Raw genomic sequence first — 8402 nt, 5'->3', positions numbered from 1 at the left:
GTCGGATAGAGATTGCGGTGACACAAAGTCAGGAGTGGGCAGAAATTAGCATTTATGATAACGGCCCGGGCATTCCGCCGACAATTAAGGAAAAGTTATTTGAACCGTTTGTGACTTATGGCAAGCGGACTGGTACTGGCTTGGGAACGGCGATTGTTAAGTCTATCGTTGAGGCTCACAAAGGAAAAATTACTTATGACTCAGAGGACGGTAAAGGCACAACTTTTTACATCCGCCTGCCTAAAATTATGGCTTTAGCAGATCAAATTTAAGTCGTTACGAAGATTATATTTAGGACTTTTTCAGTAACTCTCAGAGACTTGGTTGATGAGTAGATATTTTATTACAAAACAATATTTTACTACCTGATAAACCGGGTTTAAGATCGTAAGTCCTAATACTGTGCAAGTAGTTACAGAATGAAGTATAATTGAATGAACGAACTGCTAAAAATTTGATGCCAGTTACTATTCAAACCTTACCCACAGAAGTTATCAATTTAATTGCAGCCGGTGAAGTCATTGACTCGATCGCCGCAGCGGTAAGAGAATTAGTTGAAAATTCTCTGGATGCTGGTGCAACTCGCATCGTTGTTTCTGTCTGGCCTGAACAGTGGCGGGTGCAAGTTGCAGATAATGGTACGGGAATGGATCTGGAAAATTTGCGACAGGCGGCTTCGCCTCACAGTACGAGCAAAATTACCACTGAAGCAGACCTTTACAAAATTGATACTTTGGGATTTCGTGGGGAAGCTTTGCACAGTTTAGCTCAGTTGGGCTGTTTGGAGGTTTTGAGCCGATCGAATGATTTGGGATTGGGGGATTTTTCGGAAAATCGAGAGTCGGCGCAAACCCCCGCCAAATCTTCCTTTAACAAGGGGGGAGTTGAAAATGCTCGATCGGGCTGGCGGGTGATTTACAACAATGCAGGCGTTGCTGTGGAGGTGGAAACAGCGGCGATCGCTCCGGGTACGGTGGTGAGTGTTGATAATTTGTTTGGCAATTGGCCTGTGCGCCGCAGTTTTTTGTCGCCGGCACAGCAAATGCGATCGATCCAATTAACTCTTCAGCAAATTGCTATTTGTCACCCGCACGTTAATTGGCAGTTGCGTCAAGGAAACACGCCTTGTTTGCACGTAACTCCTGGTAGCACAGCGGAACAACTTTTACCTCAATTCGTGCGCGGTGTGCGAGCGAGCGATTTGCAGTATTTAAAGTTAGATTTGCCTGCTAGTCCTCAAAATCAGAAAGCAGCAAATTTATTGATAGAAACTCAACTTGTTGGCGCTACAGTTAAGTCTAATTACCAATTGCCAGTTGCCAGTTCCCAATTCCAAATGTCGAATTCCCAGCGTTTGGAGTTAGTAATTGGTTTGCCCGATCGCTGTCACCGCAGGCGGCCGGATTGGGTGAAAGTTGGGGTAAATCGGCGAGTTGTGCGATCGCCCGAATTAGAGCAAACTATTCTCAGCGCCTTTGCCCGCACTTGTCCGCGCGACCGCTATCCCGTATGTTTTGTCCACCTGCAAATCTCCCCTTCGGAAATCGACTGGAACCGCCACCCGGCTAAGGTGGAAATTTATCTGCACGAGCCGAGTTTTTGGCAAGCCCAAGTTAGCGCAGCAATTGCTCGTGCTTTGCATTTGAACGATGAAGTTTTGCCGCCTGCCCCAATTCCCGATCGAGTGGGAAAATTGCTGAAGGCATCGGAACACAAAAGTGCTTACAGTGTCGGGATTTCGGCTAGGCAGAATGATGCAGGTGGCGAACAGGAAAAAGCTGATAAAATAGGATTGATGGAATTGAGAGCGATCGCTCAAATTCACAATACTTACATTGTTGCGGAACATCCGAGCGGAATGTGGTTGATAGAACAGCACATCGCTCACGAGCGCGTTTTGTACGAGCAATTGTGCGCGGCTTGGCAGCTAAAATGTCTAGAAAAACCCGTTATTCTCAGTCAATTATCGGCGCTACAAATTGAGAATTTATCTCGCTTAGGCTTGGAAGTAGAAACATTTGGGGAACAGCTATGGGCAGCCCGCGAAGTTCCCGAATTGTTAGCCGATCGAGATGACTGTGCGGATGCGCTTTTTGAACTCAGTAAAGTCGCAGATTTACAAGCGGCTCAAGTTGCGACTGCTTGCCGTAGCGCTATGCGAAACGGTACTCCTTTGAGTCTTGCCCAAATGCAAAATTTGTTGGATGAATGGCAGCAAACTCGCAATCCGCGCACTTGTCCTCACGGCCGGCCTATCTATTTTGCTTTGGAAGAATCGACTTTGGCTCGAATTTTTCGCCGCAGTTGGGTGATTGGTAAAAGTCACGGGATTTGAAAGTTGATTTGATATCCGAGGGGGTTCACCTCAATCTCGATGCAAAAAAATATATCGTGAAGCTTTATTAAAAATAATGGCTGATTTATATGAAAAAACTTAGAATATATCTAAATTAAAATAATGCACTGTTTTTAAGATATTTTGGGCAACAGGCATCTTGCCTGTTCCACAAGAAAAAAGGCCTGTACCACCATAAAAAGGTTAGTGATACTACCAAAAGCTGCAACAGGCATCTTGCCTGTTTCACAAGGAAAAATGCGTGTATTACAATAAAAAAGGTTAATCATATTAGTAAAAAGGTCTGTTTATCCGAATAATTTTTGTTGTGGAACAGGCATCTTGCCTGTTCATAATATGGGTATAAAATGTCAATTAAACATAAATCAATACTAAATATGGATTTTTCGATCGCGCGACAACTCTTTTATCAACAAATAAATCAGCCGGATGGCTCGATAGACCTGGCGAAAGCTGCCCTTTACATGGCTTTGGAAGAATACCCGAATTTAGAGCCCGAGGAGTATCTCAACGCTCTCGACACGATCGCAGATGAAGTGCGCTCACGCCTGCCGGCACAGAATTATCCGCTGCGGATTATTCAAACTATTAACGGCTATTTATACGGGGAGTTGCAGTTTGCGGGCAATGATGCGGATTATTACGACCCCCGCAATAGCTTTTTGAATGAAGTGATCGATCGCCGTACTGGCATCCCGATCTCTTTATCTTTGGTGTATTTGGAGGTTGCTAAGCGCATTGATTTTCCGATGGTGGGAATTGGGATGCCGGGACATTTTTTAATTAGACCGGATTTTGAAGATGCTGGTATTTTTGTTGATGCGTTTAATGGCGGCGAGATATTATTTTCTGAAGATTGTCAAGGGAGACTTTCTCAAATTTACGGCCAACCTATGAAGTTGCAGCCGGCTTTTCTCGCCCCGGTAAGTCGCCGACATTTTTTGGGGCGAATGCTGGGAAATCTGAAGGCGATTTACTTGCAGCAGCGAGATGCTGTGAGGGTACTCTTGGCTATCGAACGGATTTTGCTGCTGTTTCCCGATGCGCTGGGTGAACGGCGCGATCGCGGAATTCTATATTATCAACTGGGACGCTTGGCCGAAGCGCGCCACGATTTGGAACTATACCTGAAAAATGCTCCGAATGCTGAGGATGCTGCTATAATTCGCCAATTGCTTGATCGGCTCGATCTAGATCTTTGAACTTAAATTCGCTATATGTCGCACAGCACACTATAAGACATCAAAGTGACACTCAATAAACTGCTGCCCGACGACCAAATTTCGCTTTTATCATTTTTGCAAAGGTATCTAAAATTGTCAAAACGTTAATTATAACATATTAATTCCCAATTAACACCTATCTTTGGATAGGTTGAATTTGTTTGACTTGACTGTAGAATCATAGGTCATTTACGGAAATTCCGATGCGACTTTCCCGACTGATACCCGCACTGATACCCGCACAGACGAGCTATCTAAAAAGTATTTTGACGTAAAGAGGCAAAAACTCATGAACTTTCAGTTTCAACAAGGTTATCTCAACGGAATTCAACCGCTGTCAGCCCATTTAACAAAAAGAATGTCAAAGTCTTTATCTTTAGGTTTGGCGCTTTTGCTGGGAACAAGTGCAGTATTCCTAAGCAGTAGCAAAGCCTTTGCATTAGATAATGTTACCGTAAAATACGGTGCTGTTGACGTGACATTACCGATGAGCGACTTGCAAAGCTTTGCACAAACCGGTCAAGCATCATCTCAACTGCGAAGCGTTCTGAGTCTTGCGAAACAAACTCCCGAGTCGGTGCGCGAAATATTAACGCGAGAAGTGCCTTTAGATTCTCAATTAGTAGCGCGGCTGGCAAGCACTTATTTTGGGGAAATTGTTTTCAAACAATTGGGGGAGGTTGCTTATGCACCGGCAACTCGGCTGCAAAGCGCGCCGGCACTCCGCGATGCTTTAGTCGCAGCATCTAAAGATGGCAAAATATCGCTGATTGAAGTGATGCAAAACTACAGCCCTGCTGCCTTAGAAGTTGACGGCAATCAAGCGATGGTGATCTACGAGCGAGTGATTAAAGATGTGCAAGATTTGCAAGCTTTGTATCAGAATTCCCCGGCTTTACAAAATACGGCTAACCAAGCCGTTAATTCGGCGAGAGAAATGATTTGTCAGCCCAATCCATCGGGAAGTGCGAAGTAAATAACTCAAGTTGAGGGAATGGGGAATTGGGAATTGGGAAGTTGGTGCTTTTTTTCCTATTAGCTATTGGTTTTCAGCTATTACAAATTACCCATACTTCGGCTACGCTAGGGTAAAAGTTCCCCATTACCCCTTACTCATTATACATTACCCATTTTTTGAGATAATTGCTCGGCTACCCGCTTAAGGCGGCGGAGTTGGTCTTTCATATCTTTTTCTGTCCAAGGGGCCGCAAAGCGATTGAAACCAAATCTAATTAAACGATTGGGAATTTGAAATTCAAAGCGGTTAATCAAGAGAGTTCCTTGGATTTGCGGCTGGCATTCCCACCGATCGCATCCTTTGAAAAATCCGTCAAACCCCCACACAATTAAACCGGGTTGTCGCTCCAACACAACACTCTCCAAAGTGGGTTGCAAAACTGGAATTTTTATGATAAATAAGCTACGACTTCCTACAGCAGTATCCCATTCGCCCTGGGGATCGCAGCGCAGCAGGGGATTGAGCCACTTGTGCATTAAAGTGCGATCGACTATACACTGCTCCACCAGAGTAGCAGCAGCGCGAATTTCAATGGATTGCTCGAAAACTTGACGAATTGACATGAGAACCTGCAACAAGAAGGGTATTACAAAACTTTGCTTACTTGATAGTCATTTATTTACTTGTACCGTCAATTTTTCCAGAAATTAAAAGATTGACACACTCATAAATACAGTGTATCATCTTGAATTAAACTATATATACCAACTATGCAGCTAGTCGAAAGGCACGTCATTAAACCAAATCATAGGTTTTATCGAAAAGCCGATCGACTCTCTTGGCTGTGCAAGAATCTTTACAATAGCGCTAACTACATCTACAGTCAAAACTTTTTCGCCAGACAAGAAACAAATGCTCTGGCTGTTGATCGCGCGCTTAAAACAAGTCTTGATTACAAAGCACTGCCGGCAAAAGTAGCACAAACCACGCTCGGCTTAGTCCTCAAAGCATGGACTAGCTATTATCTGTGGGTGCGAAACTATCAGAAAGACCCAACTGAATTTCAATCAGCACCGAAAATCCCTCATTATCAAGGTTCAAGAGAGCGAAAAAGAGAGGACGGGCGCTATGTAGTTGTATTTAATTGTCAAGCTGTCAGCAAAAGAGCCTTAAAAAAAGGCTATGTTCGCCCCTCTGGTACTAATATTTGGTTGCGCTCAAAAGTCATCTTCATTCTGGAAATCCGGATTGTTCCCAAAGTATGTTGTTATGGGGTCCAGGTGCTCTATGAGAAGTTAGAACAGCCTTTACAAGTTAATCAGAGAGTAGCTGCCTTAGATTTAGGATTAAACAATCTGGCAACATTAACCTACAATGTTCTTGGATTAGTACCCACAATCTACGACGGACGGGCTGTTAAGTCAACCAATCAATACTGCAATCAAGTTTCAGCGGCATTGAAATCATTGCTGCCCACAGCGCAAAAAAACAGTAAAAAACTTGCCAAATGCTGGCACAAGCTTAACTGTAAAGTGGATTATTACTTACACACGACGCGTTCCGCAATTATTAAAGAACTCGTCAATCATCAAATGGGCTTGCTGGTTATAGGCGGGAACCAGGATTTTAAAGAGGGGATTAATACTGGTTTGATTAAGAATCAAAATTTTGCCTGTATTCCCCAGCGCCGATTTCGGAAAATATTGCAGTACAAAGGACAACTTGCGGAAACTCAAGTTTGGTGAGTTGAGGAGAGTTACACATCCAAATGTTCAGGTTTGGATTTGGAACCAATTTAACAACATTCCGACTACATTGGCAGTAGGGTAAAAAGATGATTGTTCAGAACCAAAACAGGAGGATTCATAAATGCCGATGTGAAAGGTTCTTGGAATATTGGCCCAAAATCATTCGGAGATGGGCCGATCCAAAATTCGATAGAGGGTTTTGTAGTTAACCCAGTACGATTAAAAGTGTACAAACATTAAATTTAGGCGATGTCTAGATTTTTTGGAACTATTATTAAAGTTTCGTCTTCTCCTTGTCAAATCTGACGTTAACCTGAGAAAAAAATGAATGAAACTTGGCAAGAAATAACTCAACCCATATCGGGTCCCATAGCGGCGTTGTCCGATCGCATTTTGTCCCAGGCCCAGCCCGGGAATCCGCTGACAGATGCAGAACGTGGAATTAACAATTTCCTTCAGGGCTCAAACATTGAAAACCTCCTCTGGGCCGTCGGTATCCTGCTCATTGGCTTGATAGTATCAGCCCTCGTCTCATCTGTAGTGGGGGGATTGCTCAAGAAGACTACGCTGGACAATCGGCTGGCTGCTTGGATTACAGGCCGCCCAGAAGGAACTGGAACCCCGCAAGTGGAAAAATGGATTTCCGCAGCGGTGTTCTGGATCATTTTTGTCTTTTTCCTAATTGCCTTTTTCAACCGCCTGAATCTAACGGCTGTCTCGCAACCCCTCAATACTTTTCTCAATCAAATTACCGGTTTCTTGCCGAAGTTAGCCGGCGCGCTAATTTGGTTGGGGATTGCTTGGGTGTTGGCAACAGTCGCCAAAATGGCCGTATCGCGGGCGATGCGGGCTTTTAGCGTGGACGAGCGCTTGAATCAGGAAGTGGGCGCTGCGCCCACTGAGCGCCCTTTGCTGCTGAGCGATACTGTGGCGAATGCGCTGTACTGGTTCATTTTTCTGCTGTTTTTGCCGCTGATTCTCGACTCGCTGGAAATGCAGCAGGCTCTGCTGCCGGTTAATAATTTACTCAACCAAATTCTGGCGGCTATTCCCAAAATTCTGGAAGCTGTGCTGATTGGGTTTGTCGGCTGGCTGCTGGCTATGGTGGTGCGACGGATTGTCACAAATCTGTTGGCTGCTGCTGGGGCCGACAGTTTGGGCGCTCGGTTTGGAATTTCGCGGACTTCGGGCGGACAATCGCTGTCGTGGATTGTCGGGACCATCGTCTATGTTTTAATTTTGATTCCAACAGCGATCGCAGCTTTGAACGCTTTAGACATTCAGGCGATTTCGCAGCCGGCAGTCGCAATGCTCAACGACATTTTGGGCGCGGTTCCCAAAATATTCACCGCGGCGCTGATTCTGGCGCTTGCTTACATTTTGGGGCGCTGGGTAGGCGATTTGGTTACTAATATCCTGACCGGAATTGGCTTTAACAATGTCTTTTCTTGGTTGGGAGTGCAGGCACCGAAACAGTCGCTGAGGCTACCGCCAAGTTCGATCGATCCCGACGCAACGATTCTTCAGGAACCCGAACTTCCAGCCCGCACGCCTTCTGAGCTTGTCGGCATTGTGGTGCAGGTGGGCATCATGCTGTTTGCTGTGGTGGCGGCTACCGACGTGCTGCAGATTCCAGCGCTGACGGCGATTGTTAGCGGTATTGTCCTAGTTGCAGGTCGGGTGCTGGCTGGTTTGGTGGTATTTGCGATCGGCTTGTATTTGGCGAATCTGGCGTTTAGTTTGATTGCTAGTTCTGGAACTCGCCAAGCGCGTCTTTTGGGCCAAGCGGCTCGGATTGCGATTATTGCCTTTGTTTCGGCCTTGGCGCTGCAACAGATGGGCATTGGCAGCGATATTGTCAATTTGGCTTTCGGGCTGCTGCTCGGGGCGATCGCAGTTGGCATTGCTCTAGCTTTTGGTTTGGGCGGGCGCGAGATTGCGGCCGACCAAATTCGCGAATTGTTAGCGTCGTTTAAACAAGATAAGACGCCACGTTTGTAATTCTATAAAATGGCGTTTGTACTTGACAAACGCCATTTTTTTTTGGGTAGTGCTTTTATGTAAAGGATGGAGAAAATAGAGGCGGTTGAGCCTTCAGAATTGCTAATCGGATTTGG

Annotated in this window: 7 protein-coding genes; 6 read left to right on the top strand and 1 reads right to left on the bottom strand. The window is 45.3% G+C overall.

What is annotated here, in order from left to right:
- The 4 genes from QUA53_RS28010 to QUA53_RS27995 all read left to right on the top strand — a co-directional run.
- The coding region (locus QUA53_RS28010; RefSeq protein WP_333249254.1) for a HAMP domain-containing sensor histidine kinase at positions 1–272 on the top strand (272 nt) is incomplete at its 5' end.
- A gap of 185 nt (positions 273–457) precedes the next feature.
- Complete coding sequence (gene mutL / locus QUA53_RS28005) at positions 458–2335, top strand: DNA mismatch repair endonuclease MutL (RefSeq protein ID WP_333100933.1); 1878 nt, start codon at positions 458–460, stop codon at positions 2333–2335.
- A gap of 398 nt (positions 2336–2733) precedes the next feature.
- Positions 2734–3558 (top strand): transglutaminase family protein, encoded by an 825-nt coding sequence (locus QUA53_RS28000; RefSeq protein ID WP_333100932.1) that lies wholly within the window; start codon positions 2734–2736, stop codon positions 3556–3558.
- 310 nt (positions 3559–3868) lie between these two features.
- The gene (locus QUA53_RS27995) at positions 3869–4555 is read left to right on the top strand and encodes an alpha/beta hydrolase (RefSeq protein WP_333100930.1); all 687 of its coding nucleotides are present in this window, start codon (positions 3869–3871) and stop codon (positions 4553–4555) included.
- A 140-nt stretch (positions 4556–4695) separates the two neighbouring features.
- On the opposite strand, the gene QUA53_RS27990 is transcribed toward QUA53_RS27995, so the two are convergent.
- Complete coding sequence (locus tag QUA53_RS27990; protein WP_333071769.1) at positions 4696–5160, bottom strand: SRPBCC family protein; 465 nt, start codon at positions 5158–5160, stop codon at positions 4696–4698.
- Between the two features lie 147 nt (positions 5161–5307).
- On the opposite strand from QUA53_RS27990, the gene QUA53_RS27985 reads away from it, so the two are divergent.
- Both QUA53_RS27985 and QUA53_RS27980 read left to right on the top strand, forming a co-directional pair.
- Entirely contained in the window at positions 5308–6282 is a 975-nt protein-coding gene (locus QUA53_RS27985) for a transposase (RefSeq protein ID WP_333100929.1), read from the top strand.
- Positions 6283–6609: 327 nt separating this feature from the next.
- Entirely contained in the window at positions 6610–8286 is a 1677-nt protein-coding gene (locus QUA53_RS27980; protein WP_333100928.1) for a mechanosensitive ion channel, read from the top strand.
- Positions 8287–8402 lie beyond the last annotated feature (116 nt).

It is taken from the genome of Microcoleus sp. Pol12B3 (genome assembly GCF_036701355.1).
GTDB lineage: Bacteria > Cyanobacteriota > Cyanobacteriia > Cyanobacteriales > Microcoleaceae > Microcoleus.
This window is presented reverse-complemented; position numbering and strand designations above follow the sequence as displayed.